Genomic DNA, 24197 nt, shown 5'->3' with positions numbered 1-24197 from the left:
CCATTCTGAGGTACTCCCAGTAGGAGGAACGTGACGATGCGCATCACCCGATTGACGGCCGTGGCCGGGGTCTTCGCCCTGGCAATGGCCGCGGCAGCGTGCGGCGGTGGCGACGACAGCGGTTCGGGTAAGGCCAGCGGCATCGTGGGTAAGGCGAGCAGCGACAAGAAGCTCGTCGTCGGCACCAAGGCGGACCAGCCCGGTCTCGGCCTGCAGACCGGTGGCGCCTACACCGGTTTCGACGTCGAGATCGCGAAGATCATCGCCAAGGGCCTGGGCGTGCCGGAGACCGGCATCGAATTCAAGACCACGGTGTCGTCCAACCGCGAGCCGTTCATCCAGCAGGGTCAGGTCGACATCGTCGTAGCGACGTACACGATCAACGAAGACCGCAAGAAGGTCGTCAACTTCGGCGGTCCGTACTTCGTGGCCGGTCAGGACCTGCTGGTGCCCACCGCGTCGACGATCACCGGCCCCGAGGCGCTGGCCGGCAAGAAGGTCTGCTCGGTGTCCGGCTCCACGCCGGCCAAGCGGATCCAGACCGAGTACAAGGACGCCAAGCTCCAGCAGTTCGACTCGTACTCGAAGTGCGTGCAGGCGCTCTCCGACGGCTCCGTGGACGCGGTCACCACCGACGACATCATCCTGGCCGGCTACGCCTCCCAGGAGCAGTACGTCGGCAAGTTCAAGGTGGTCGGCAAGAAGTTCAGCGAGGAGCCGTACGGCATCGGTCTGAAGAAGACCGACTCCGAGGGCTGCAAGAAGATCAACGAGATCCTGAAGGCCTCGGTGACCGACGGCTCGTACAAGGCCGCCTGGGACAAGACGCTCGGCAAGAGCGGCCAGGCCGCACCGACGCTGGACGTCGCCAAGCTGACGAACTGCGCCTGAGTAACCGCGACGCGGGCGGGGCCGGTGTGACTGCCGGCCCCGCCCGCTGTTGCCCGCTGTACCTCGGCATCGCTTCCCCGCGTTGCCCGCTGTTCTACGGCATCGCGCCCCCGCGGTGCCGGTTCTGTTCCTTCGGCGTCGCGAGGAAGCGAGGGTGATGGACGTCTTCTCCGATCCCACCAACATCGACACGTACGTCACCGGGTTCCTCTGGATCCTGAAACTCACCGCGTCGGCCACCGTCGGCTCCGTGGTGCTCGGCGTCGTGCTGGCCGCGATGCGCGTGTCGCCGATCCCGGTGCTGCGTGGCTTCGGCACCGCGTGGGTCAACATCTTCCGGAACACGCCGCTGACGCTGATCGTCTTCTTCTGCTTCTTCGGCCTGCACTCGGCGCTCGGACTGGAATTCTCCGACGACATCGACCCCAACATCTTCTGGCTCGGTGTGGTCGGCTTGTCCGTCTACACCGCGGCCTTCGTGTGCGAGGCGATCCGCTCCGGCATCAACACGGTGTCGGCCGGGCAGGCCGAGGCAGCCCGCGCCATCGGCATGTCGTTCTTCCAGACCCTGCGAATGATCGTCCTGCCGCAGGCCGGGCGGGCCGTGATCGCCCCGCTGGGCAGCGTCTTCATCGCGCTGGCGAAGAACTCCACGATCGTCGGCACGATCGGCCTGATGGAGTCGTCGAACGCGATGAAGCAACTGATCAACGAAAACGAGGGTGCGGTCATTCAGATCTTCCTCGTGTTCGCCGGCACCTTCGCCGCCGTCCTGATCCCCACCGGCTACCTCTTCGGCTGGCTGGCCAACCGACTGGCGGTGAAGCGGTGAGCAGCAACACCGACGCTGTCCTCTACGACCACCCCGGCCCGCGGGCGAGAGCCCGCAACACGGCGCTCACCGTCCTCTTCGGCATCGCCCTCGTCGGGCTGCTGTGGTGGATCTACCGCAAGTTCGACGACAAGGGCCTGTGGGCCGGACCGCTCTGGAAGCCCTTTCTCGAGAGCTCCACCTGGACCGACTACATTCTGCCGGGCCTGTGGGGAACGGTCAGTGCCGCCGCGGTCGCCATGGTGCTGTCGCTGGTCTTCGGCCTGATCTTCTCCGTGGGGCGGCTCTCGGACCACTGGTGGATCAGCATTCCGGCCGGCGCGGTGGTGGAGTTCTTCCGCTCCGTACCGCTGCTGCTCATGATCTTCTTCATCTTCTACGGCATCCCGTTCATCACCGAGGAACCGATGCCGCCGTTCTGGGCGGTCGTCGCGGGTCTCACCCTCTACAACGGCTCCGTGCTGGCAGAGGCGTTCCGGGCGGGCATCCACTCGGTGCCCCGCGGTCAGAGCGAGGCCGGATACGCGATCGGCCTGCGCAAGAGCCAGGTGATGTCCGCGATCCTCATGCCGCAGGCGGCGCGCGCGATGCTGCCGGTGATCGTGAGCCAGCTCGTCGTCCTGGTGAAGGACACGGCGCTGGGTTACATCATCGGCTACACCGAACTGCTCCAGCTCGGCGTCAACACCCTCAGCGCCAACAAGGGCAACATCGTGGCCGCGGCCATCGTCGCGGCGATCATCTACATCCTGCTGAACGCGTCGCTGACGTTCTTCGCGGGCGTGCTGGAGCGTCGGACCCGGCGCAGCGGCAAAGCCCCGCGGATCGTCGCCGTCGTCGACGGCACGGACAACGCCGCCGCCATCTCCACCATCGACGGCGGCGCCGGAATGGGCGAACCGCAGGGCTGAGTGGCCGGGGCCTCTCCACGCCGCTGCCGGTTATCCGGTGGCGGCGTGGGCGCGTCGCGGGGTTTGAGGGTTTGAGCTCAGCCACTTACGCACGTCGCCGGGGTGGTCCGAGCGTTCTGGGCGCCCCGCGCCCTGCTCGGAGCGCCCCGGCCCTCGGCGTGAGCAGCGGTCTGTACCCACCACCCCGCTACGACATCCAGATCTTGAACTTGATCCTCAGCGGGCCAACTCGGTGACCCGCGACTCGCGAACGACCGTGACCCGGATCTGGCCGGGATAGGTCAGTTCCTCCTCGATCTGCTTGGCGACGTCGCGCGCCAGGACGGCGGCGGCGATGTCGTCCACGTCCTCGGGGCGGACCATGACGCGGATCTCGCGGCCCGCCTGCATGGCGAAGACCTTGTCGACGCCCGCCTTGCCGCCGGCGATCTCCTCGATGCGCTCCAGCCGCTTGACGTACGCCTCCAGGCTCTCCCGACGCGCGCCCGGGCGACCGCCGGAACAGGCGTCCGCGGCCTGGGTGAGTACGGCCTCGACGGTCTGCGGCGGCACCTCGTTGTGGTGGGCCTCGATCGCGTGGACGACGTCCTCGGACTCGCCGTACTTGCGGGCCAGGTCCGCGCCGATCAGCGCGTGGCTGCCCTCGACCTCGTGCGTGAGCGCCTTGCCGATGTCGTGCAGGAACGCGGAACGTTTCATCGTCGGCACGTCCAGGCCCAGTTCGGCGGCCATGATGCCGGCGATGTGGGCGGTCTCCACCAGGTGCTTGAGCACGTTCTGCCCGTAGCTGGTGCGGTAGCGCAGCCGGCCCAGGAGCGTCGCCAACTCGGGGTGGATGTCGGTGATGCCGACGTCCACCAGGGCTTCCTCGGCGGCGCGCTCGCAGAGGCGGTCCACCTCGTTCTTCGCGCTTTCGAAGACTTCCTCGATGCGGTGCGGATGGATGCGGCCGTCGAGCACCAGCTTTTCCAGCGTCAGGCGGCCGACCTCGCGGCGGACCGGGTCGAAGCAGGAGAGCAGCACCGCCTCGGGAGTGTCGTCGATGATCAGGTTGACGCCGGTGGTCGACTCGAACGCCCGGATGTTGCGGCCCTCGCGGCCGATGATGCGGCCCTTCATCTCGTCGCTCGGCAGGTGCAGCACGCTGACGACGCTCTCCGCGGTCTGCTCGCTGGCGATGCGCTGGATCGCGTCCACGACGATGTGCCTGGCGCGGGTGTCGGCGGTGCGCTTCGCGTCCGTCTCGATGTCGCGGACGAGGATCGCGGCCTCCCGCTTGGCCTGACTCTCGATGTTCTCGATCAGTTCGGCCCGGGCCTGCTCGGCGCTCAGGCTCGCGATCCGCTCCAGCTCCTGGCGGTGCTGCTCCTCGGCGTCGGCGATGGCGGCCTCGCGCTCGCCGAGGGCGGCCTCCCGGCCGGACAGGTCGGTGTCGATGGCGGCCAGTCGCCGCTCCCGCTCCACCAGCCGCTCGACCTCCTCGGCGTGCAGGCGTTCGCGCTCGTCGATCCGGGCGGCCCGCCGCTCCACCTCGGCGGCGTGCTCCTTGGCCGTGGTGTTGAGCAGCGCCACCTCCCGCTCGCCGCTGCGGCGGGCGGCCGTGCGGACCTGCTCGGCGTCGGACTCGGCCTGGCGGTGCGCGTGCTCGAGAATCGTGTCGGCTTCCTCGTGCGCGGACTCGAGAACCCGCCGCGCCTCGGCCCGGGCGGCGGTCGCCTCGGCCTTGGCGGCGGCGACTTCCGCGCGTACGGATGCGGCCTTCGCGTTCGCGTCGTCGACCTTGGCCTTGGCGTGCTGCAGGGTGCGCTCGCGGTTCTCACTCTCGGCGGACCGGACCTCCTGGAGGCGGCGCAGGGCACGCGCGCCGAAGATCAGGCCGGCTATGACCGCGGTGGCGAGGATGATGACCGCCACCATGAGCACCCATACCAGGGCCGTCATCTCGCCGTTTCTCCCTTCGCCGCCGCAGGGGTCTGCGGGCCGGTTTCCATCCTGCGCCACCACAGGATGCACCCCGCGCTCACGGGGTGCGTGCGCGCTTCGTGCGTATAGGGATGCCGACCACAGGCACGTGCGATCGCCGGCGTGCCGCCCGCAGCGTTCGGTGCCGGCCGCCGCTTGCCCCTCCGTCGCCCGGGCGGCCAGGATCGCCGGGGGTACGCGGCGCGGAGTGCACCCCGGCGCCCGGCGGTGTTCGCCGATGACCGTCGTGCCGGCGTTGCCGATGTCGTCGCCGTCTTACCGGGTTGCGGCGAGGTCTCGCCGCGATGCCGGTTCGCCGTCAGCTGGTGGTGGCCGTAAGGCTCACCTCGGCCGGCGGGTGGGCACGCCGACGACGATGACGCCGCCTGCCGAGCCGTCCGCCGATGGGTGTGGTCCGCTGCGGCGACGGTGCCGCCAAGCGACCGGTCCCCCGAGATGGTCCGCGACGGCGATGGCGTCGCCGGGCGTCGTCCTCGGAGAGCGGTCCGAGCGTTCCCTCCCCGGCGGAGGCGCGCACCCGACGATGGTCTCGCCGGGAACGGCAACCGCCGGGACAGTGGTGCGCTGGCGGCGATGGTGTCGCCGGGCGCCCCGTCCCAACCGGAAGTGATGCCGAAAAGTAATGCGATCTATGTTGTGCGCTTAGCCTGCGATGGTCGTGCAAACCTTATGTAACGCGAGGCTAGGTCGCGGGAGCCGGTTCGGTCAAGGACTCATGATTCGGCCACGGATGGGACGTTCGGCACAGACCCACACCCGCCCTGCTCACGTACGGTCGCGGCGGGCCGAGGGACGATTCAGGCGTAGCGGGCCCACACATCGCGCATCGGCTCCCATTTCTCGCCCACGCCATCCTTCCAGAACGCGAGCAGGTACGCCGCCACGGGAGTGGACGAGTCGTCCCACCAAATTCCGGATACGGTACGGCCGGAGACCTTGTACGCGTACTCGACGTAGTTGCCGTTGGTCCGCCCCGACGGCGTAGCCCGCTCGACGACCGCGCCGACCCCGGGAGTGAGCGTACGGGCGTCGACGTTCTGCCCAAGGGTCGCGACGCGGGCCTTGTCCCGGTCGGCGGTGGTGGCGTACTCGACGAAGATCACACTCATCGCGTCCATCTCACACCGGACGCGCGCCTTCTCACCCTTGTTCAGGGCGGGGCCTTTGTCCTCACCGCTGCGGGAGCAACCGGACAGATGCGGGAGCCAGCCCTGCGCGACCGTACCCAGCGGACCGGCGAACTTCGGCTGATTGACCGCCACCTGGTTCTGCTCGTAGATCCCCTGGGTGCTCGGGGACGGGGTCGGACCGGCGGTCACGGGCGCGGTGGGCTTCGCGGCGGGAGCGGTGGTGCGGCCGAGGTACCAGCCGCCCGTGCCGAAGATCAGGAGGCCCGTGACGAGGCCGGCGAGGGCCGGGATGACGAAGCGGCTGCGGGGCGGTTTGGGGGTGGGCACGATGCGGGGGCCGCTGCCGTAGCCGGGATTGGCTTCGAAACCGAAGCGGTCCGGGGCCGGTCGTTCCTCGATCGGGTTGCCTGCGATCGGGCTTCCGGCGGTCGGGCTTCCGGCGGTCGGGCTTCCGGCGGTCGGGCTTCCGGCGGTCGGAATGCTCGCAGCGGGGATGCCCGCTGTCGGGCTTCCGGTGAAGGGGGAGGTCGCCGCATGGCCCTGGGTCGGGTCGAGACCGAACTGGCCCTGAGCGGCGCCCGGCCCGAAATGGCCGGGCCCACCCACGTCGAGACCGTACTGGTCGACGCCGGCTCCCGACGTCGGAGTCGTCGCGGGGCCGGACCATCCTGTCGGGCCCGCGTCAGAGGTCGGAGGAACCCAAGCGGCACCGCCGGAGGTGGGATACGCCTCCTGAGGGCTGCCGTGAAACGGTCCGTAAGCAACGCCGCCGGGGCCATAACCGGCGTCCTGCGGATACCCGGGGACGTCCGCCGGAGGGACGCTGGCGGGGCCCGCACTCGCCGGGCCCGCTACCGGTCCTGATGCTGGCATGGTGGTGCCCGCCGCTTGATCCGGGCCGTACTGCCGCGGAACGGCCACTTCGGGATGATCGACGTCTCCTCCTGGTGGCGTGGTCGCGCCGGCTTCCCCTCGAGGGGAGGCGGCCTCGGGTCGAGCACCGCGGGAGTCGTCTGTCACGACGAGGCAGGCTACCAGGCCAGCCGGAGCGACAAACGTCCGCGAAGACCCGCGGAAAAGAATGGACCCGCAGCCCAGGAGGGTCGCGGGTCCATCTTCGGACAACCATCCCACCGTACGGCCAAAGCACAGCCAACCGGCACAAGGTGGGAAAGGTGGGTCAGGCGTCCGCTTCCCCGGAGCGGCGACGCCGCGTCAGGAAAACGAGGCCGACACCACCGGCGGCAATCGCGGCACCAACGCCCGCGACGCTGACAACGTTCACCCCGGTGACCGGGAGACCGCCGACGCCGCCCGCATAGGCACCGCCCCCGCCACTGCCGGAATTGCCAGAGACACCGCCATTGTTGCCGGAGCCGCCGCCGTTGTTGCCGGAGCCGCCGCCGTTGCCGGTGCTGGACCCCGCGCCCCCACCGAAGGTGGGAGGAGTGAACGGGTCGGTGGGGACATTCGGGATGCCGCCGCCACCGGGCGTCTCACCCGGCGTCTCGCCCCCAGGAGTTCCGCCGCCCGGGTTTTCCCCATCGGGAGTACCCGAGTCACCGCCACCGCCACCAGGGGTGCCGGAGTCGCCGCCACCAGGGGTGCCGGAGTCGCCGCCACCGGGCGTGCCCGAGTCGCCGCCACCGGGGGTCCCGGAGTCGCCGCCACCGGGCGTGCCCGAGTCACCGTCACCGGGATTGTCCGGTTCGGTGCCGCCCCCTCCCCCGCCCGGGGTGTCGTCACCGGGTTCTTCGGCGTCCCCGACGGCCTTGGAGGTAACCGAGTCGTCGGCCACCTTGGGGGCGGGATCGGTGAGCATCACCACGCCACGAGCATTGAGCTCGGTGGTGGCGGCGGCAGCAGAGGCGGCGCCCGAAACACCGGCTACGCCGATGGCCCCGACGATGACGCCGAGCCGTACCGCCGAACGCACGCCACGGTGGCGTGCGAGCTGATTGGTTCGCATGTTCCTCCCCGTACTTCAGACCGGTTAGTCTTCAGTGGACAATGAAGTGCGCAAAGTCCGGAGGGGTAGGTTACCGGCAGCGGTCGGTTCACCTCTATGCACGGCCGATAATAGGGTCGAGCCGAATACGGAATTGAATCGCTTGTTGACGCTCCGTGCAGAATTAGCGCCCTTGGCCGCGGAAACCACGGTGCTGAAGCGGAAGTCAGCGCCGCAGCGGAGGCGCAAGTCACAACGGAAGCGAGAACCGCCAGCGAACGTCGGGCGCGATCAGCGAGAGCTGGCAGCTACAGCGGGAGTTGGGCGACCGGCAGCGGGAGGTGGACGACCGGCAGCGGGAGGTGGACGACCGGCAGCGGGAGCCAGGCGACCGTCAGCGGGAGACGGCCGCAGCGAGAAGTCGGGCACACCGTCAGCGAAGCCGGCAGTTACAGCGGAAGCCGGGCACCTCAGCGAGTCTGGCCCCCCCTTCGACTCATCGGCCGGGATGCCCAATCCGGTCCGGAATGGCGGGCCGTCCAGGGACTGGGACCAGCCCCCGCATAGCCGAAAGGGCGCCGGCACCATGGGGCCAGGCCGCGCGAGACCGGAGCAAAAGGCGGCCAGAGCGGAAAGCGGAAGACTCGGCCCTTATCGACGCTCACATTCGCGAGACCACCATGCCTCCAACTTGCGGACCCCACGTCGCCGAATGGGCTTGACGTCAGTGCCAGCGGACCAATTGGGCTCTTCACAATGCAAAGTGTCTTCGGTGACGCTGATGCGCCGATCGTCGTCTTACAAGAGCGACAGCTCACGACACGCTAATTTGGAGGCACCCCCGAAGCAGAGGAGAGCCCTGTGGGCAAGGTGGTCATGTACAGCTCGGTGTCGGTGGACGGCTTCATCGCGGACGAGAATGACCAGCCCGGGCCGCTGTTCGACTGGTTGACCAGCGGTGACGTCCCGTTGGACGAGAGCGGCTACGTGAAGGTGTCGCAGACGTCCTACGACTACACCCGGCCGTACTGGGACCAGATCGGGGTGACAATCGCCGGCCGCCACGTCTTCGACATGACGGACGGCTGGGACGGGAAGCCGCCGAGCGGGATCGACCACGTGGTCGTCGTGACGCACCGGCCGGAACCCGAGGGCTGGGACCCCGAGGCGCCGTTTCACTTCGTCGACGGCGTCGAGGCAGCCGTGGCCAAGGCGCAGGAGCTCGCGGGTGACCGCATAGTCGAGGTTGCCGCTGGCGACGTCGGGGGCCAGGTGCTCGCCGCGGGCCTGGTCGACGAGGTGCGCATGGACGTCGTACCCGTCGTGTTCGGGTCCGGCAAGCGCTACTTCGGGTCGGTCGACGCGCAGCACATGTTGGAGGATCCTGACGTGGTGATTCAGGGCAACCGGGTGCTTCACCTGCGCTACCGGGTGCGCCGTTGACCGATCTGAGCGGGTACGCGAAGAAGTCCCCCGGCGAACGGTGACACAAAGATCGGGCCTCCGGCTGCGTTTGCGCATCGCTGTCCCTCGTCCGGCAGCCGAAGGCGGAGCGGCGCAGGAAGACCTCGGCACCGACCCGGGGACCAGCGACTACACCCTCAACTGTGAAGAGCCACTAATTAAGGGTGTCGCCCTCCTGCTCAGCCAACGCGTCCGCGTCGATCTGATCGGCGAATTCCGCGGCCTCGGCGTCCCTGGCCGCAAGCGCGTCCTTGACGGCACGGATGGCCACGCCGGCGGGGTAACCCTTGCGGGCCAGCATTCCGACCAGGCGACGAAAGATTTGGTCCGGTGTTCCCGTCGCGGTGCGAAGCTTGCGGTCGACCAGCACGCGAGCGGTCGCTGCTTCCTCATCCTCATCGAGGACCTCCAGCGCCTCGGTCGCCACGTCGGCGTCAACACCACGCCGCCGGAGCTCGTTGGCCAACGCCCGCCGGGCAAGGCCACGCCCGTGGTGGCGGCTGGAAACCCAGGCCCGGGCGAATGCGGCGTCGTCGATGATGCCGACCTCGTCGTAACGGTCGAGAACCTCGGCGATGACCTCTTCGGAGATCTCCTTCCGAACCAGCACCTTGGCTAGTTCGGCACGGGTACGCGGACGTACAGAAAGCTGCCGAAGACAGATCTCGCGAGCCACCTCGGACTCCGACTTCGGCGGCGTGGGCGGTTGATCCACACCCTCGCCTCGAGACCCACGGCCGCCGCCCCAAGCTGTCCCCCCGGACGCACGCGCCGCAGCCGCGCGCCCCCCGGCTGAGCTCCCGCGATCAGAGGACTCCTCATCGGCAGAGCGGGGAGGGATCGCATCCCAGCCTCGCCCGGACCGCGCCCCACGTCGTCCCACCATCGGTCGGCGCCTCCTCACTCCTACGCTCGCTCACGGTCATCGTCTCAGCCCGGTGTGACAACACCGCCGACGAGGCATGCGGCCAGCGCCCAATCAGCAGCCAGCCACGCCGAGCTAGCCCAGTCGCCCAGCCAGCCAGCGACTACCCAACCGCCCAGCCAGCCACCGCCGAGCTAGCCCAGTCGGCCAGCCAGCCACCACCGAACTACCCAACCGCCCAGCCAGCCACCGCGCTCACCCTGGCCGCCATTCTGCTTTTGGACCGATCATGATCCGACAGACGCTCCAGAGGCGTGTGGAGTTAGGCCCCAGATGGAGCAGGTGTTCTGCTCAGCCAGGCGCTGTACCCGCCGATTCGATGGCCTACGGATGCCGTCAGTGCAGCCTCGAGATCGGGCGACGGACGTGAACCTTCGGTGGCACATGACGCGGGTAGGCATGGCCCTGCGGGCGGGGCGCGCGGACCCGGAGCCCGGCCGGCGTTTCAACCGCGCGATGCTCGGCGGCGTGGCTCCGCATCTGGGCATCGCGGCGCTCGTCCTCCTTACCTCCGCGGCCGCCGGGAACGGTGAAGAACGCGCGTTTGCCATCATGCCCGTTTTCTTGGAGGTGCTCCTTGCTCCGGCCATGGTCGTCGCCGTGGTGGTCCTGGCCCTCGCGAAGGACACCCTCCCGCTGGCGAAAGGCCTGATCACCGGCACCGGCCCGGGCCTCGCCATGGTCGGATTGCTGGCGGCGGGACACACCACCGTCATGGGATAGACAAGACCCGGTCGCAGGCCCGTTGCCACCTCCTCGTCGGCGGCGTTGCCGGCCAAGCCAGCCCCAATGCCCAGCCGTCTCACCACCCAGCGAGGCACCATTCAGCGCCCAACGCTCGGCGGCATGCCGCCCTGGTGCACACCCGAGGCGCGGAGTGCGTCCTATGCACGGCACGGAGAGCGTTCAACGCTGAACCAACCTGCCGGTCACGGCGTGACGCCACCTCGAGTCACGGGTGGTTCCTGAGTCCCTCACCCTTGCGGAAGTTCGCCCCGCCCTCCCCGGCCGCCTGGCCAGGGAGGGAGAGCGAGTGCCGCCGGCGGGTGAGACCGGGTGAGACCGGGTGCGACATGAGGGATGCGGCGTGACGGAAGTCCGCGCGACGGGGTGCGGCGAGCAACTCCCCGGCAGGTGCGCGCGGGCACCAAGCCCAAGCGACGGAGACGCCGCAGGTGCGCGGGCGATCGGTCAGAAGTCGACCGGCGGAAGCTCCGGGCCGCCCGCCGCGTCGCCGGTGGTCTGGCCGACGCCGAGCTTTTCGAGGATCTTCTTCTCGATCTCGGCGGCGACGTCCGGGTTCTCCTTCAGGAACTCGCGCGCCTTCTCCTTGCCCTGGCCGAGCTGGTCACCGTCGTACGTGTACCAGGCGCCGGACTTGCGAATGATGCTCTGCTCGACGCCCACGTCGATCAGGGAGCCCTCGCGGGAGATGCCCTTGCCGTACATGATGTCGAACTCGGCCTGCTTGAACGGCGCAGCGACCTTGTTCTTGACGACCTTGACGCGGGTGCGGTTGCCGACCACGTCCGTGCCGTCCTTGAGGCTCTCGATGCGGCGCACGTCGAGACGCACCGACGAGTAGAACTTCAGCGCGCGGCCACCGGTCGTCGTTTCGGGAGAGCCGAACATGACGCCGATCTTCTCGCGAAGCTGGTTGATGAAGATGGCGGTCGTGCCGGAGTTGTTGAGGATACCGGTGATCTTCCGCAGCGCCTGGCTCATCAGGCGAGCCTGGAGGCCGACGTGACTGTCGCCCATCTCGCCCTCGATCTCGGCACGGGGCACGAGGGCGGCCACCGAGTCGATGACGATGATGTCGAGCGCGCCGGAGCGGATCAGCATGTCCGCGATCTCGAGTGCCTGCTCACCCGTGTCGGGCTGCGAGACGAGCAGGGCGTCCGTGTCCACACCGAGGGCACGGGCGTATTCCGGGTCGAGCGCGTGCTCGGCGTCGATGAAGGCCGCGATGCCGCCGCCTCGTTGGGCGTTGGCCACCGCGTGCAGGGCCACTGTCGTCTTACCGCTGGACTCGGGCCCGTAGACCTCGATGACGCGGCCGCGCGGCAGGCCACCGACGCCGAGCGCCACATCCAGGGCGATGGAGCCGGTCGGGATGACGGCGGTCTGCACGACCGGCCGCTCTCCCAGCCGCATCACCGAGCCCTTGCCGAATTGCTTGTCGATCTGTGCCAACGCCAGATCGAGAGCTTTGTCCCGGTCGGGTCCTGCCACCATGTCCGCCACCCCTGTACTCGACTTCGCAGGCGTCTTCGCCGATGAGCTTCTGTTCACCACGCGGGTCACGCTAGACGTTGGGTCTGACAGAAATCGACCGCCCGGCCCTGAGCTGTGGATGACCACGCCGCTGAGGACAATAGCCGAACACTTGTACGACGATCGAGCGACACGCCAGAACAAACGTACGAAAGGTGCTCAGTGCAGTCGCGCAGGCACCCGATCGGAGTACGTGGCCACCACAGCGCGCCAGATCGTAGCCGTCTCAACACCCCGCGCTATGGCCTCGTCGATGGTCCGTCCACCGAGGTCCGAGAAGGCGTGATCGGCGGCGAGACTTCGCGCATAGGCGGGCCCGAAAGCCTGCTCGAGGCGCTGCCAAAAGTCCGTCAATCGCACAGAACGAGCCTACTCGCGATGCCGCGACGACCGAAGAAGCGACCTGGGACAACCGTGGAAGCAAACCTGGCACGACCGAGGAAGCGACCTGGTCGGGCGGCGTCGGCCGACGCTCACGGCGGAGTCACCGATGAAGGCGAAGACAACCCCAGAGCGGAGAATGAGGCCCAGCCCGAGAACGTCGGCGAGCTGGGCCTGGCGCAACACCCTGAGCGCCGGAGAGGTCACCCAGCGCCCTCCTGAGAGATAAGTCACTATCCCCGCGCGGCCGCGAAAGGCAGGCAGGCCCAGCCGACCTCGCAGTCAGGCCAGGGCCGTCGCGGCGACCTTGAGATCGTCGACCAGGCTCTGGTACGCGGCATCCCGATCGTCGGCCCGAAGCACAGCCGAGGGATGGATGGTGGCGAGCGCCTGGATCTCCGCGATCGGGAAGTCCTCGGGGTGCTGCGCGGACGCCGGCCACGGCATGAGCTGCCCACGGGACCGGGTGACCCGGAACGCCGGGCCGAGCAGGGCCTTGGCCGCCGTGGCGCCCAGCACGACCACAAGCTCGGGCTTGAGCAGGGCGAATTCCGCCACGAGCCAGGGACGACAGGCCGTGATGTGTGCGGGACCCGGACTCTGGTGGATGCGCCGCTTGCCGCGCAGTTCGAAGCGGAAGTGCTTGACCGCGTTGGTGATGTAGACGTTGGTCGGATCGATGCCCGCGTCGTCGACCGCCTCGCGCAGCAGCCGTCCGGCCGGGCCGACGAACGGTAGGCCCTTCTGGTCTTCGACGTCGCCGGGCTGCTCGCCGACGAACACGACGCGGGCGTGGGCGTCGCCGCGGCCGAACACCGTCTGTGTGGCGTCCTGGTAGAGCTCGCAGCCCTCGCAGCGGGTGGCGGCGGCCTTGAGCTCATCGAGCTCGTGTGCGTTCGGCGGGACGAAATGCTGCGCCCCGATCGGAGCCTCGGTCCTCGACATGCCACCGTTTTACCCGCTCCCCTACTGTCCACGCTCGGCGGTATCACCTGAACGGGGTTGAGCACGGCGGACGCCGACGCACGAGCTGGTCATCGACCGACGATGCTTACGCCGGGCGGATACGCGGCGGCCGCCACGGCCTCGGCGAGCGGCTCGATGACCTCGTCGTCGAGTGGGCTGACAGTGATCCGTACGCCGGGAGGCGCGTCCAGGCGGAACAGCGATCCCGGCGCCACCGCATATCCAGCGTCGCGGAGTGCGGTGACCAGCCGGGTCTCGTCAGGGGTGCGTACCCAAAGATTGATGCCCGTGGCGCCGTAGGCCTTGACTCCTCGGGCGGTCATCGCGTCACGCAGTGCGTCACGCCGACGGTCGTAACTGTCGCCGGCCGCCGTGGTCTTGGCCGCGACTTCCTCGTCCCGCCAGAGCCGAAGCAGCAGGCGCTGCAGCACCGTGGAAACCCAACCGGTGCCGATCCGCATGCGACCGGCCACGCGCGCGATGGTCGCCTCGTCTCCTGCCATCACGGCTATCCGAAGATCGGGTCCGAAGGGTTTGGAGGCCGACCGGACGAACGCCCAGGAACCGGTGGCATTGCCCACGCAGTGCAACGGCACGCCGGACAGCTCGGCGGCATGGTCGTCCTCGATGAGCAGGACCCCCGAGCTGAGAGACAACGCCTCACGCAGGTCGGCCGCACGCTCAGCGGTGACCGCCGCGCCGGTCGGATTTTGAGCACGGGTGGTGATGACGACGGCGCGCGCCCCAGCGGCGATCGCACCCAGCAGGTGTTCGGGAAGCGGCCCTTCGTCGTCCATCGCGACCGGCACGGGCGTCAGGCCGAGCGCGGCGATCAGATCGAGCAGATTCGCCCAGCCGGGGTCCTCGACCGCCACCGCGTCGCCGGGGCGCAGGTGGATCGTGAGCAGGCGTTCAATGGCGTCGAGCGTGCCGTTGGTGACGGTCATCGCCGCCTGCGCCATCGGAACGCCATCGGCCTCCAGGCGGAGACGCGCCGCCTCGACGAGCTCCGGCATCGCGCCGGCGGCCGCGTAGCCCCACGGGCCTCCGACCTCATCGGACACCGCTCGTAGGTGCACACCGAGAGCGGGCAGCAGCCGAACGTCCGGCTCCCCCGACGACAGATCCAGAGCACCGGCCGGCACGGGCAGCCGCAACGCCGCCCGCGAACCGGCGACCGGAGGCCGGTGCCGGATGCGCGTGCCCCGCCGGCCGGAGGTCTCCACGATGCCGCGTTGGCGCAGGTCCGCATACGCCTTCGAGACCGTGGCGGGACTGACGTGCAGCTCGTCGGCGAGGATCCGGATCGGCGGCAGCGCGTCGCCCCAGACCCAGTCGCCCCGGCGAACCCCGGCCTCGATGCTCCCGGAAATCGCTGCGGCGGTCGAGCCCGACACCTGATATTGTGCTGTCACAGCGCTGATTCTGTACTAGTACAGAATATTTGGCAAGGAGGACACGGTGACCGATCTCTACCCGCTCACCGCCCGCACGACGGCGACCCGCTCTCGCAGCCGCATGCACTACGAGCGCGACTCGGCACACGCGGTCCTGGATGAGGCGTATGACTGCGCGGTGGCGTTCGTGGTCGACGGCGAGCCCCGGGTGCTGCCCACCATGCATGTCCGCGTCAGCGACACCCTCTACCTGCACGCCTCGACGGGAGGCCGGCTGGGGCTGACGGCGCGCGCCGACGGCGTCAAGGTCTGCGTCTCCGTGACTCTCCTGGACGGGTTGGTCTACGCGCGCTCGCAGTTCCACCACAGCGCCAACTACCGGTCCCTGGTCGCGCACGGCGTCGCCACACCGGTCAGCGACGAGAGCGAGAAGAGCGCCGCGATGTCGGCCCTGGTGGAGAAGCTGGGAGCGGGCCGAACGGCCGAAAGCCGCCCACCGACAACCCCCGAATTGGCGGCCACCGTCGTTCTCTCACTGCCGTTGACCGAGGTTTCCGTACGGCTACGGAAAGGCGGAGTGGTCGACGATCCCGAGGACGTCCCGCTGCCCCACTGGGCGGGAGTGATTCCCTTACAACGCGTGGCGGGTCCACCACAGCCGGCCGCCGGCGTGGAATCGGCGATCCCGTCCTACCTCCCGGGCAGGAGGACCTCACCGTGGACCACAGCGGTGCCGATGCGAGGCACACACGTTTCGCTGGAGCCGCTGGATCCATCCCACACGGACGGCCTGATGGCGGCGCTCGCGGACGACGAGGTATGGCAGTTCCTGCCGACGCCGAGGCCGAGCACCCGCGAAGAGATGGTCGAGCACGTCGCCCTCGCCACACGCGAACAGTGGACGGGAGAGCGCGTGACCTGGACGCAATGCGACCCGGTCACCGGCGAAGTGATCGGCATGACGAGCTACCACGACGTGGACGAAGAGAGAGGCTCCCTCGGCATCGGACACACGATGGTCGGCCGCCGCTGGTGGCGCACCGGGGTGAACACCGAGGCCAAACTTCTACTGCTCGAGCGGGCCTTCGAAACCCTCGAGGCCGAGCGGGTGTTCTGGTACACCGACATCCGCAACCAACGCTCCCAACAAGCCATCGCACGCCTCGGAGCGAGCCGCGACGGACTGATCCGCCGGCACCGGCTCAGACCAGACGGCACCTGGCGAGACTCGGTGCTGTTCGCAATGACGATCGACGAATGGCCGACGGCCAAGAAGCGGCTACAGACGCGCCTGGCGGCCGGTTGACCAGGACGGCACCCTGGCGGCCGGGTTGACCAGGACGCCGCCCTGGCGGCCGGGTTGACCAGGACGCCGCCCTGGCGGACCCGGTCGACATCAAATTCCACAAGGAGGACCAGAAACGCGGCCTGACGGTACAAGCATCCCCGAGCAACTCGACGCCGCACTCCAGCCGACTGACTAGGTGACGCCCGGGAACGGTCGGCAGCGGCGGCGGGCGGGTGCCACGGCACACCGTTGTCGCGGGCGGGCGCCACGACACAACGTTCTCGCGGGCGGGCGCCACGACACACCGTTCTCGCGGGTGGGCCGTCATCGCGCGCGGGCCCTCATGGCGCGCGGGCAGCAGGCGGGCAACGCAGGCGAGTAACGCGATCACGCGGACAGGCGGGCAACGCGGCCAGCAGGCCGGCAACGCAGGCGGGTAGCGCGATCACGCGGACAGGCGGGCAACGCGGGCAGGCAGGCGACGGGGTGTGGGCGGGCAGTCATCGTTGGCGGACGCGCGGTCGACACGGGCGGGCGCGCGGTCGACACGGGCGGGCGCGCGGTCGACACGGGCGGGCGCGCGGTCGACACGGGCGGGCGCGCGGTCGACGTTGGCGGGCGCCGTGGACTCGCGGCGCCGGTCGTGGGCCGGCGGTCGACCGCGAGCGGGCAGTCACGTAGGCGAGCGAACGCGCGGTCGCCGTCGGCGCACGCCGTGGACTCGCTGGCGCAGGCGATGGCCGGCCAGTCGCCCGGATGGGCGGTCGACGCGGTCGCGCCGGCGGACTGGGCTGTCTCGCGCGGAGCGCGGAGCGGGTGTGGGCGGCCAGTCACCATAGGCGGGCGGGCGCGCGGTCAACGTCGGCAAACCCCGTGGACTGGCGGGCGCTGGCCATGACTTGCCAGTCGCTCGGATGGACGGTCGACGCAGACAAGTGCCATGAACGGACGCACAGTCGCATGAACGGACGGACGCACGGACGCACGGACGCACGGACGCACGGACGGACGCACGGACGGACGGCGGGCTGGGCATTCGCCATAGGCCGGCGCATCAGGCCAAGACGGTGAAGCGCCTCAGGACGCGTGCAGCCCCCCACCCTCCGGCATCCCCGGCACCGGCCCCTCTTCAAGCGCCTCCCGCACAACCTCCTCCACCACAGCTGCCCAGTCCCGCCCCTCAACTTCCGAGTGCGACACCCGCAGCCGCGCATACCTGTCCTTAGGGCGGCGAAGCAGTCCTCCGTGCTTCTCCATCTCCAGGATCACCTCCACCCCCTCGGCGTCCGTCACGAAGGTCAGCTCCAGTTCGTCCATCTCCCGCGCGTACACCACGGGCGGCGTGAATTGGATTTCCTGGTAGAAGGGCAGGTCCTGGCACACCCCGTAGATCGCTCCTCGTTCGACGTCGGCGTGCCGGAACTGGAAGCCGAGCCGCTCGACCGCCTCCAGCACCGCTTCCTGCGCCGGGAGCGGATGCACGGCGACGATGTCCACGTCGCCGTCGTCGACCGCTTCTTCCAGGGTCACCTCGGTGCGCAGGCCGAAGGACATTCCGCTGAGCTTTCGCCCGTACGCGTGGGTCAGGGGCGTTTCCCAGGGCATGGTGATGGCGAACGGCAGGTCCTGGTGTTCCCCAGCCGCCAGCGTGAAGCCCGCCGCGACCCATGCCCGGTGGAACTCGATGAGCGCGTCGCCGTCCTCGGCCTCCACCCGGGTCACCAGCCCCACCGCGATGGTCTCCACGGTCACGTCGTAGTCGCCGCCGGTGAGGCGGACGGCGCCGATGAGCTCGTCGCCGGGGTGGGTGTCGGGGCTGGCCAGGACGGTGTCCACGGCCGGGCCTCCCACGCCGAACGCTCGAAGAACCTTTTCGAAGACCATCCCCCGTACCCCCTGAAGAGCCCTCAGCGCATGCGCCGACCCACCGGTATGGGATCAGTCTCGTCGTCAAATTCCCCGATGACCTGCTCCAGCAGGTCTTCCAACGCGACGAAGCCCACTCTTTCCCCAGCGCGGGTGACCATCGCCAGCTGTGCCCGGGCCGCGCGCATCTCCGTCACCGCGTCGGTCACGGTCACCGCGGACTCCAGGGTGAACGGGTGGTCCATCAGATCCTCGGCCGTCGCCGACGTTCCCGATGTCGTTGCTCGCACGGCCTCGCGCACGTGGACGACCCCGACGACCGCGTCCGACGCGGAAGCCGCTACCACCGCGAGTCGGGAGCGGCCGCTTCGCAGTGACGCCTCCTCGACCTCGCGGGCCGACGAGCCCGCGGTCACCGTGACCAGCTGAGCGTCCGGGATCAGCAGGTCGCCCACCTTCATCTCCTGGAGTTTCAGCATGCTGGTCAGCAGCTCGGTCTGCTCCGCACCGATCAGTCCTTCCGCCCGGGACCGTTCCAGGAGGATGTGCATCTCCTCGGGGCCGTGCGCCTGGGCGAGCTGATCCTGCGGGTGCACGCCGAACGGTTTGAGCGCGACGTTCGCCAGGGCGTTCAGGGCGAGCAGGGCGGGCCGTACGAGTCGGACGAAGGCTCGGAAGGGCAGCGCCAGGAGGGTTGCCGAGCGTTCGGGGTCGGTGATCGCCCAGGATTTCGGCATCATCTCGCCGATCACCAGGTGGAGGAACGTCACGACGATCAGTGCCACCAGGAGGGCGATGATCGAGCTGGGGACGTCCGGGAGGCCGACCGCGTGCAGCAGCGGGTGGAGCAGGTGTTCGATGGCCGGTTCGGCGAGAGCGCCGAGGCCGAGCGAGCACAGGGTGATGCCCAGTTGGGCTCCGGCGAGCATCAGGGACAGCTCGCGACTGCCGTCCAGCGCGGCGCGGGCGGCGCGGCTGCCCTCGGCGGCGGCGTGTTCGAGGCGGTAGCGCTTGCTCGCCACCAGCGCGAACTCCGCGGCGACGAAGAAGCCGTTGCCGGTCAGCAGCAGGACCGACACGATGCCGGCCCAGGTGGGGCTCATCGGGGTTCCTCCCCTGGAAAGGCCGGGGAGGAGACCCCTGGAAAGGCCCGGGAGGAGACCCCTGGAAAGGCCGGGGAGGAGACGCGCACCGATTCGGGCACGTGGCGGTCCACGGAGAGGACGGACAGTTCGGCCCCGGATTCCAGGGACACCTCGTCGCCCACTTCCGGCACCCGGCCGAGGTGGGCCATCACCAGCCCGGACACGGTGTCGTAGTCCTCGCCCTCGGGCAGCGGGACCCCGGTCGCGTCGGTCACCTCGTCGATGCGCCAGCGGGCCGGCACGATCCAGGAGCCGTCGGTCTGGCGGGCCGGGGCCGGCTCCGGCAGGTCGTCCTCGTCGCGGATGGGGCCGACCAGTTCCTCGGCGATGTCCTCGAGGGTGATGATGCCGGCGAAGCCGCCGTACTCGTCGGCGACGCAGGCCAGCTGGCGGTGCCCGGAGCGGAGCCGGTCCAGCACGGCCGGCAGGCGCAGCGAGGCGGGCACGAACAGCGGGGCCACGGCGATCTGCGAGATCGGTACGGTGTCCCGCGAAGCCGGCGGCACGGCGAGCAGGTCCGCGATGCCGACGACGCCGACGATCTCGTCCACCCCCGTACCCGATTGGACGGGGAAGCGGGACCGTCCCGTGTCGAGCAGCGCGACCACCTGCGAGGCCGGGTCGGACGCCCGCACGGTGTGCACGTCCACCCGGGGCACCATGACCTCGGAGGCCGTCCGGCGGCGGAAGTCGAGGCCGCGGTCGAGCAGGGCGGAGAGCTCCGGGCCGAGGTGGCCCTCGGCGCGTGACTCCGCGATGATCTGCTCGAGGTCCTCCTCGGTGGCGCCCTCGGGCAGTTCCTCGATGGGCTCGATGCCGACCCGGCGCAGCAGCCGGGCCGCGGCCACGTCGAAGAGCTTGATGATCGGGCCGAAGACGGCCAGGTAGATCAGCGTGGAGCGGCTCAGCGCCTTGGCGACCGACTCGGCGCGGGCGATCGCGAGGTTCTTGGGGGCGAGCTCGCCGAGGACCATCTGCACGACGGTCGCGATGAGCAGGGCCAGCACGAGCGAGACCGGCAGGCTGACGGCGACGGGGACGCCGGCGACGCCGAGCAGGTCCGCCAGCCCGGCACCGAGGAACGGCTCCGCGACATATCCGACGATCAGGGCGGTGACGGTGATGCCGAGCTGCGCGCCGGACAGCACGAACGAGAGGCGTTCGGTGACGGCGAGGGCGCGTTCGGCGGACTTGTCGCCGCTCTCCGCCTCCTGGCGGAGGCGCTTGCGGTCGACCGCGACGTAGCCGAACTCCACCGCGACGAAGTATCCGGTCATGGCCGTCACGACGATGACGAGCAGTAGGCCTAACAAGATCAACATGGCCGGGCCGAGCCCGGCCTGATACTGCCACTCATCTCAGGAAGACTATCAGCGGGAGAGAGCCCGGGCGGAACGGATCATCCCGCCCGGGCCGGGGGTTCAGGACTTGGTGATGACGACGTCGTCCACGGCGGCCTCGACGAGGCTGGCAGTGCTCGCGTCGGCGGCCTCGATCTGCAGCCGCACGGTCTGGCCGGCGTACGCGGAAAGGTTGACCGTGGCCTTCTGCCAGGAGGCTGCCCGGTTGGCGGCGGAACCTGCCTGGTTGAACACCGTGGTGGCGGTGGTGCCGGAGGTCACACGGACCCGGAAGTAGTCCGCGCTGCTGGCGTTGTTCAGGTGCGCGAGATACCACGAGAACGACAGCGAGAGGGTGCCGCTGGGCAGCGTGATCGCCGGCGACTGGATCGTCGTGGTGCCGCCGTCGACGTCATAGGTGCCGGCGCTGGTGCCCGCCGCGGCGCCGGTGACCAGGTCGTTGCTGCCGCTGACCGTGTTGCCGAGCTGGGTCGCGACGCCCGACGAGGTCGCGGCCGGGTCGCCGCGCTGCCAGGTGCCGGTGGTCGCCGTGTCGGTGCCCGCCGCGTTCGTGGTCCAGCCCTTGGCGGTCTCGAAGTCGTCGGTGAAGACCGTCTCGCCCGGCGTGCCGGTCTCGTCGGCCAGCGTCCAGACCGCGTACGCGATCGCGTCGGAGTCACGGTCCAGCGCGGTGTCGCTGATGTTCGTGGTGGTGTCACAGGCGCGGTGGTAGCAGGGGTCGAACGCGCCCGTCGTGCCGCCCCAGAGTTCCACCTGGGCGGCCGTCTTGCGGCCCTCGGCGCCGGTGAAGATGCCGCCGGCGGGGATGCCGTTGGCGATGAACGGGCCGTAGTCGCTGCGGCCGTCGAAGTCCGTGCCGCGGGTCGGTACGCCGATCGACGTGAAGTAGTCCTCGAGGGTGTCCTCGATCTCGGCGGAGCCGGCGGGCCCGGGGCCCGAGCCGGTGCCGTCGGAGTTGTCACCGTCGTAGAGGAAGTAGCCGGGGTTGGGCGAGGCGACCATGTCGAAGTTGAGGTAGCCGCCGATCGCCGCCTTCTGGGCCGCGCTCAGCGAGTTCACATAGAAGGTCGAGCCGCGCAGGCCCAGTTCCTCGGCACCCCACCAGGCGAACCGCAGGTGCCGCGTGGGGTGGAAGCCGGTGCGGGCGACGGCCAGCGCGACCTCCAGGTTGGCCGCCGAGCCACTGCCGTTGTCGTTGATGCCGGGCCCGGCCGTGACGCTGTCGAGGTGCGCGCCGACCATCAGGGTGTCGTTCGTGTCGCCGCCCGGCCAGTCGGCGATGAGGTTCCAGCCGGTCGCCCCGCTGGTCGTGAACTGCTGCTGCTGGGTCTGGAAGCCGGCGGCGTCGAGCAGGCCCTTCACATAGGTGACCGAGGCGAGGTAGCCCGGCCGGCCGTGCGCGCGGTTACCGCCGTTGGCGTTGGCGATCGACTGGAACTGGGTGAGGTGGTTCTTCACGTTGGCGAGCGGGATGTCGGGCGGCGCCACGGCGACAGCAGCCTGCGCCGGGGCCGCGGCGGCGATGCTGAGCAGCAGCGCCGTCGCACCGATCAGGGGCATTGCTCTCACGGGATTCCTCCGCGGGGCTCGGGTTCGCCGCCGCCGGGGGTATAGCAGCGGCCACGCCGAGCATTACAGAGGTAGACTGCGATCTATCCATACCGCTTGGCCCATACCGCTAACCGTCGGTATAGAAGGTGCTCACGATCATTCCCCAGGTCGCGAAATTCGCCGGCCAGTCCAGTTCCCGGGTCATCAGTCCGAACGCGTAGCCCTTGCCGCCGGAGGCGATCCAGCGGGTCATCGCGTGCATGCGGACCCCGGAGGGGTTGTCGTAGGCATACTCCCAGTCCGCGGCCCGGGTGAGCGCGACGACCCGGTTGATCGAGTACTGCTGGTAGCCGGGCAGGTCGCCGGCGGCCCGCAGCCGGGTCGCCTCGTCCCGGCAGGCCTTCACCGGGTCGCCCTTGGCGTTGCGCGCCGGGTCGATGCTGAGCACCCGCAGGTTGCTGGGGTCGCGGAAGCAGAGCGTCGTGCCGATCCGTTCGTATGTCCAACCGTCGGGCACCGCAATGTGGAAGCCGTTCTCGGTGAAGTAGGACCAGCCCTCGTAGAGCGCCCAGCCCTTGTGCAGCTTCTTCGCCCCCTGCTGTGGCGTCCGCCGCTGAGCCGTCGAGGAGCCGCCGAGGCAGTCGACCGGGCTGAAGCCACCCGTGCCGCCGCCGGTCCCGGACGAGGACGTGGGCTGCGGGGTCGGGGCGACCGAGCTCGGCGCGCCGGACGGTGCCGCGCCGTTGGTGTCCCGCAGCACCTGGCCGGCGGCGACGCCTCCCACGCCGAGCAGGGCCACCGCGGTGGCCCCGGCGACGAGCAGCCGCGAGCGTGACCGCACCGGCGTGCCCCGTTGGGCCGGGATCAGCCGCGACCGTGACCGCGGGGACGCGGAGGTCATGCCCGGTGAGGCGGAAACGGCGCCACGGCCCTTCGCGGCCGGCGTGGGGTCACGCATGTGCCGCGGCACATGCTGGTCGTCGGACGACCTTCGCTGGGACGGTACGACCGGACGCGCGCCACCGTCTCCCCCGGCTAGGACGGCGCGAAGCCGCCGAGCCGCCTCCGCGCCGGTGAGGCGCTTCGACGGCTCGCGCCGCAGCAGCCCCAGCAGCACGGGGGTCAGCGGCCCGGCCCGGGTGGGTGGATCGGGCTCCTGAGTCGCGAGCGCCATCAGGGTCGCCATCGCGCTCTCCCGCGCGAACGGCGAGCGTCCCTCGACGGCGGCGTACAGGGTCGCGCCGAACGACCACAGATCGGACTCCACCGTGGACGCGCCGTCGCGGGCGCGTTCCGGCGACACATACTGCGGGGAGCCGACGACCATGCCCGGCCCGGTCACCGAGCCGTCGTCCACGAACGTGGCGAGGCCGAAGTCGGTGAGCACCACCCGGCCGTCGGTGCCGATGAGGACGTTGTGCGGCTTGACGTCGCGGTGCAGCACGCCCGCGCGGTGGGCGGCGGTGATGGCCTCCAGCACGTCGAGGCCGATGCGGGCGGCGCCTCGCGGCGAATAGGGCCCGTCCTCGGCGATCACCTGGTGCAAGGAACGCGACGGCACGTACTCCATCACGATCCACGGCTCGTCGATGGCGTGCACGACGTCGTAGATCTTGACCACGTGCGGATGGTTGAGGCGGGCTGCGCTGCGCGCCTCGCGCAGCGTCCGGTTGCGGAAGCGTGCCTTCTCGCCGTCGGTCATCCAGTCGGGCGGGACGAATTCCTTGATCGCGACATCGCGGTCGAGCATCTCGTCGCGGGCCAGCCAGACACGCCCCATACCGCCGACGCCGACCGGCATGCGCAGGCGATACCGACCGGCGATGAGCATCCGCCTGACCGCCATCGGCCCCCACCCGTCTCTTCCTATGAAGAATAGTC

Annotated in this window: 19 protein-coding genes; 6 read left to right on the top strand and 13 right to left on the bottom strand. The window is 69.7% G+C overall.

Annotated elements, in window-relative coordinates:
* Window positions 1-36: 36 nt before the first annotated feature.
* The 3 genes from AB0M36_RS00680 (at window position 37) to AB0M36_RS00670 (ending at window position 2634) form a co-directional block, all read left to right on the top strand.
* Window positions 37-891: a glutamate ABC transporter substrate-binding protein gene (locus tag AB0M36_RS00680; RefSeq protein WP_364152151.1), complete on the top strand. Its 855-nt coding sequence runs from the start codon at window positions 37-39 to the stop codon at window positions 889-891.
* A gap of 157 nt (window positions 892-1048) precedes the next feature.
* Window positions 1049-1723 (top strand): amino acid ABC transporter permease, encoded by a 675-nt coding sequence (locus AB0M36_RS00675; protein ID WP_364150296.1) that lies wholly within the window; start codon window positions 1049-1051, stop codon window positions 1721-1723.
* On the top strand, window positions 1720-2634 hold the full coding sequence (locus AB0M36_RS00670) for an amino acid ABC transporter permease (protein ID WP_364150293.1): 915 nt from the start codon (window positions 1720-1722) through the stop codon (window positions 2632-2634). Before AB0M36_RS00675 ends, AB0M36_RS00670 begins: the two co-directional genes overlap by 4 nt.
* Window positions 2635-2850: 216 nt before the next feature.
* Here AB0M36_RS00670 and rny read toward each other — a convergent pair whose 3' ends face one another.
* The 3 genes from rny to AB0M36_RS00655 form a co-directional block, all read right to left on the bottom strand.
* On the bottom strand, window positions 2851-4575 hold the full coding sequence (rny, locus tag AB0M36_RS00665) for a ribonuclease Y (protein ID WP_364150290.1): 1725 nt from the start codon (window positions 4573-4575) through the stop codon (window positions 2851-2853).
* A gap of 839 nt (window positions 4576-5414) precedes the next feature.
* Complete coding sequence (locus tag AB0M36_RS00660) at window positions 5415-6353, bottom strand: hypothetical protein (protein WP_364150287.1); 939 nt, start codon at window positions 6351-6353, stop codon at window positions 5415-5417.
* A gap of 574 nt (window positions 6354-6927) precedes the next feature.
* Window positions 6928-7716, bottom strand: coding sequence for a hypothetical protein (locus tag AB0M36_RS00655; RefSeq protein ID WP_364150284.1), 789 nt, complete (start codon window positions 7714-7716; stop codon window positions 6928-6930).
* 840 nt (window positions 7717-8556) lie between these two features.
* Between AB0M36_RS00655 and AB0M36_RS00650 the strand changes: the two genes are divergently transcribed.
* On the top strand, window positions 8557-9138 hold the full coding sequence (locus AB0M36_RS00650) for a dihydrofolate reductase family protein (RefSeq protein WP_364150281.1): 582 nt from the start codon (window positions 8557-8559) through the stop codon (window positions 9136-9138).
* A 175-nt stretch (window positions 9139-9313) separates the two neighbouring features.
* Here the strand turns inward: AB0M36_RS00650 and AB0M36_RS00645 are convergent, their stop codons facing one another.
* Entirely contained in the window at window positions 9314-10045 is a 732-nt protein-coding gene (locus tag AB0M36_RS00645; protein WP_364150278.1) for a regulatory protein RecX, read from the bottom strand.
* Between the two features lie 423 nt (window positions 10046-10468).
* On the opposite strand from AB0M36_RS00645, the gene AB0M36_RS00640 reads away from it, so the two are divergent.
* Window positions 10469-10807 (top strand): hypothetical protein, encoded by a 339-nt coding sequence (locus AB0M36_RS00640; protein WP_364150275.1) that lies wholly within the window; start codon window positions 10469-10471, stop codon window positions 10805-10807.
* Window positions 10808-11275: 468 nt separating this feature from the next.
* Here AB0M36_RS00640 and recA read toward each other — a convergent pair whose 3' ends face one another.
* From recA to AB0M36_RS00620, 4 genes are all read right to left on the bottom strand, one after another.
* The gene (gene recA / locus AB0M36_RS00635) at window positions 11276-12322 is read right to left on the bottom strand and encodes a recombinase RecA (RefSeq protein ID WP_364150272.1); all 1047 of its coding nucleotides are present in this window, start codon (window positions 12320-12322) and stop codon (window positions 11276-11278) included.
* 198 nt (window positions 12323-12520) lie between these two features.
* Window positions 12521-12721 (bottom strand): DUF3046 domain-containing protein, encoded by a 201-nt coding sequence (locus tag AB0M36_RS00630; RefSeq protein ID WP_364150269.1) that lies wholly within the window; start codon window positions 12719-12721, stop codon window positions 12521-12523.
* 303 nt (window positions 12722-13024) lie between these two features.
* Entirely contained in the window at window positions 13025-13687 is a 663-nt protein-coding gene (locus AB0M36_RS00625) for a UdgX family uracil-DNA binding protein (protein ID WP_364150266.1), read from the bottom strand.
* Between the two features lie 89 nt (window positions 13688-13776).
* Window positions 13777-15123: an aminotransferase class I/II-fold pyridoxal phosphate-dependent enzyme gene (locus AB0M36_RS00620; RefSeq protein WP_364150263.1), complete on the bottom strand. Its 1347-nt coding sequence runs from the start codon at window positions 15121-15123 to the stop codon at window positions 13777-13779.
* A 46-nt stretch (window positions 15124-15169) separates the two neighbouring features.
* On the opposite strand from AB0M36_RS00620, the gene AB0M36_RS00615 reads away from it, so the two are divergent.
* The gene (locus AB0M36_RS00615) at window positions 15170-16411 is read left to right on the top strand and encodes a bifunctional pyridoxamine 5'-phosphate oxidase family protein/GNAT family N-acetyltransferase (protein WP_364150261.1); all 1242 of its coding nucleotides are present in this window, start codon (window positions 15170-15172) and stop codon (window positions 16409-16411) included.
* Window positions 16412-17470: 1059 nt separating this feature from the next.
* Here AB0M36_RS00615 and AB0M36_RS00610 read toward each other — a convergent pair.
* The 5 genes from AB0M36_RS00610 to AB0M36_RS00590 all read right to left on the bottom strand — a co-directional run bounded on the left by AB0M36_RS00610 (window position 17471) and on the right by AB0M36_RS00590 (window position 24162).
* Window positions 17471-18277, bottom strand: a complete 807-nt coding sequence (locus tag AB0M36_RS00610; protein ID WP_364150259.1) for a sporulation protein — start codon at window positions 18275-18277, stop codon at window positions 17471-17473.
* 23 nt (window positions 18278-18300) lie between these two features.
* Entirely contained in the window at window positions 18301-19362 is a 1062-nt protein-coding gene (locus tag AB0M36_RS00605) for a hemolysin family protein (protein WP_364150257.1), read from the bottom strand.
* On the bottom strand, window positions 19359-20726 hold the full coding sequence (locus AB0M36_RS00600; protein ID WP_364150254.1) for a hemolysin family protein: 1368 nt from the start codon (window positions 20724-20726) through the stop codon (window positions 19359-19361). Before AB0M36_RS00600 ends, AB0M36_RS00605 begins: the two co-directional genes overlap by 4 nt.
* 99 nt (window positions 20727-20825) lie before the next feature.
* Window positions 20826-22325 carry a M28 family peptidase gene (locus tag AB0M36_RS00595; RefSeq protein WP_364152148.1) on the bottom strand — a complete coding sequence of 500 codons (1500 nt, stop codon included), beginning with the start codon at window positions 22323-22325 and terminating at the stop codon, window positions 20826-20828.
* A 118-nt stretch (window positions 22326-22443) separates the two neighbouring features.
* Entirely contained in the window at window positions 22444-24162 is a 1719-nt protein-coding gene (locus AB0M36_RS00590) for a protein kinase (RefSeq protein ID WP_364150251.1), read from the bottom strand.
* Between the last annotated feature and the right edge of the window lie 35 nt (window positions 24163-24197).

The sequence above is a fragment of the Actinoplanes sp. NPDC051346 genome, assembly GCF_040682215.1.
Taxonomy (GTDB): Bacteria; Actinomycetota; Actinomycetes; order Mycobacteriales; family Micromonosporaceae; genus Actinoplanes.
Note: the sequence above shows the minus strand (reverse complement) of the source record. Positions and strands in the feature narration are given on the sequence as shown.